This is a genomic window from Algoriphagus aquimarinus (genome assembly GCF_007997215.1).
GTDB lineage: Bacteria > Bacteroidota > Bacteroidia > Cytophagales > Cyclobacteriaceae > Algoriphagus > Algoriphagus aquimarinus_A.
On sequence record NZ_VORW01000042.1, the window covers coordinates 1 to 3,189 of the forward strand.

The 3,189-nt window shown below is 50.0% G+C and carries 2 rRNA genes; both read right to left on the reverse strand.

Features of this window, described 5'->3' with window-relative positions:
- Positions 1 to 8 precede the first annotated feature (8 nt).
- A 5S ribosomal RNA gene (rrf, locus tag ESV85_RS22045) occupies positions 9 to 120 on the reverse strand.
- 126 nt (positions 121 to 246) lie between these two features.
- A 23S ribosomal RNA gene (locus ESV85_RS22050) occupies positions 247 to 3,125 on the reverse strand.
- Positions 3,126 to 3,189: the final 64 nt, after the last annotated feature.

Below are 3,189 nucleotides of genomic sequence, written 5' to 3' on the forward strand. Positions count from 1 at the left end.
TTGAATAAATGAGGCGGCGACCTACTCTCCCGGGTGTAACCCCAGTACCATCGGCGCTGCAGGGCTTAACTTCTCTGTTCGGGATGGGAAGAGGTGGGACCCCTGCGCTAGGCCGCCTAAATTGGAAGACTTCAAGTGCTCTCACAAGTAGCAAGATCTCTTTCGTATCTCAACCATCTCTTGTCCGGCGTCTTTTGTCTAATATCTTAAGTAAACAACATGTTTTTGCAGAAACTGTAACAAACGTAGCGTAAGCTTTTGGGCAATTAGTACTACTCGGCTATGACATTACTGCCTTTACACCTATAGCCTATCAACGTCATCGTCTCTGACGGCCCTATTTGGAAGTCTCATCTTGAGGGGAGTTTCGCACTTAGATGCTTTCAGCGCTTATCTCTTCCCGACGTAGCTACCCGGCAATGCAATTGGCATCACAACCGGTACACCAGCGGTCAGTCCAACCCGGTCCTCTCGTACTAAGGTCAGGTCCTCGCAAACTTCCCACGCCCGCAACAGATAGGGACCGAACTGTCTCACGACGTTCTGAACCCAGCTCGCGTGCCACTTTAATGGGCGAACAGCCCAACCCTTGGGACCTTCTTCAGCCCCAGGATGTGACGAGCCGACATCGAGGTGCCAAACCTCCCCGTCGATATGAGCTCTTGGGGGAGATCAGCCTGTTATCCCCAGCGTACCTTTTATCCTTTGAGCGACGGCTCTTCCATTCAAAACCGCCGGATCACTATACCCGTGTTTCCACCCTGCTCGGCTTGTCGGCCTTACAGTCAAGCTCCCTTATGCTATTGCACTCCTCGTACGGTTACCAAGCGTACTGAGGGAACCTTTGGAAGCCTCCGTTATCCTTTTGGAGGCGACCACCCCAGTCAAACTACCCACCAAGCAATGTCCCCCTATACAGGGGTTAGATACCAAACAAACAAAGGGTGGTATTTCAACAGTGACTCCACGAATCCTAGCGAACCCGCTTCAAAGTCTCCCACCTATCCTACACATCATTTGTCCAGTACCAATACTAAGTTGCAGTAAAGGTGCATGGGGTCTTTCCGTCCCGTTGCGGGTACGCGGCATCTTCACCGCGACTACAATTTCACCGAGCTCATGGCTGAGACAGTGCCCAGATCGTTACACCATTCGTGCAGGTCGGAACTTACCCGACAAGGAATTTCGCTACCTTAGGACCGTTATAGTTACGGCCGCCGTTTACTGGGGCTTCGATTCAATGCGTCTCTTACGATAACATCCCCTCTTAACCTTCCAGCACCGGGCAGGTGTCAGGCCTTATACTTAGTCTTTAAACTTTGCAAAGCCATGTGTTTTTGTTAAACAGTCGCCTGGGCCTCTTCACTGCGGCCTCTGTTGCCAGAGGCGCCCCTTCTCCCGAAGTTACAGGGCTATTTTGCCGAGTTCCTTAGCCATGATTCACTCGAGCACCTTAGGATACTCTCCTCGACCACCTGTGTCGGTTTGCGGTACGGGTAATTATACGCTTAACGCTAGAAGTTTTTCTTGGAAGCCCTTAGGATCACTATCTGATTGTCCGTAAACGCTCAGTACTATCAGCTTCGGCTAAACCCACGCATTTAACTATGGGTCCAATACCTACTACCTTTAACGCGGTATTCCGTCACCGCGCGGATCTTTCATCACTCCGTCACTCCTTCACCTGTATAATTAGTATGGAAATATTAATCCATTGTCCATCCACTACCCCTTTCGGGTTCGCGTTAGGTCCCGACTAACCCTGATCCGATTAGCGTTGATCAGGAAACCTGGGTCTTACGGTGTGCGGGTTTCTCGCCCGCATTATCGTTACTTATGCCTACATTTGCTTTTCCAAAAACTCCAGCACGGCTGACGCCATACCTTCACTGTCGTTGGAATGCTCCCCTACCACTCGCACTGATAAATCAGTGTCGAATCCTTCGCTTCGGTACTATGTTTGATGCCCGATTATTATCGACGCCCTGTCGCTCGACCAGTGAGCTGTTACGCACTCTTTAAAGGAATAGCTGCTTCCAAGCTAACCTCCTGGCTGTCTCTGCAACTGGACCACCTTTGTTCAACTTAACATAGATTTTGGGACCTTAGCGGAAGGTCTGGGTTCTTTCCCTCTCGGACTTGGACCTTAGCACCCAAGCCCTCACTGCCGCTTCTATATGATGGCATTCGGAGTTCGTCAGGATTTGGTAGGATTTGACTCCCCCTAGTCCTATCGGTAGCTCTACCTCCATCATACAATTCACGACGCTGTTCCTAAAAACATTTCGGGGAGTACGAGCTATTTCCCAGTTTGATTAGCCTTTCACCCCTACCCACAGCTCATCCGGAAACTTTTCAACGTTTATCGGTTCGGTCCTCCATTGTGTGTTACCACAACTTCAACCTGGCCATGGGTAGATCACTAGGTTTCGCGTCTACCCCCACCGACTCAATCGCCCTTTCAGACTCGCTTTCGCTCCGGGTGCGGTACTTAATACCTTACCCTTGCCGATGAGGAGTAACTCGTAGGCTCATTATGCAAAAGGCACGCCGTCACTACACAAAGTAGCTCCGACCGCTTGTAAGCGCACGGTTTCAGGTTCTATTTCACCCCGTTATTCACGGTACTTTTCACCTTTCCCTCACGGTACTAGTTCACTATCGGTCTCTCAGGAGTATTTAGCCTTACCGGATGGTGCCGGCAGTTTCAATCGGGATTTCTCCGGTCCCGACCTACTCAGGATACCCGTCTCTCAAACAATCCTTCCAATACGGGACTCTCACCCCCTCTGGTTAGCTTTCCCACGCTATTCTCGTCGGATTGTTATCAATTATACAGGTCCTACAACCCCCATTATGCCGTAACATAATAGGTTTGGGCTGTTCCGCTTTCGCTCGCCACTACTTACGGAATCATTATTATTTTCTCCTCCTATGGGTACTTAGATGTTTCAGTTCCCCACGTTCGCTTTCCTTACGGAATAGTCTTATAGACTGGGTTGCCCCATTCGGACATCTACGGATCAAATCGCATTGGCCGATCCCCGTAGCTTTTCGCAGCTTATCACGTCCTTCTTCGCCTCTGAGAGCCTAGGCATCCCCCGTGCGCCCTTATTCACTTACTTCTACTTATTGTGATACTTCCGTATCACGTCTGTTACAATTTCTGCTCAACATGTCAATGAACTT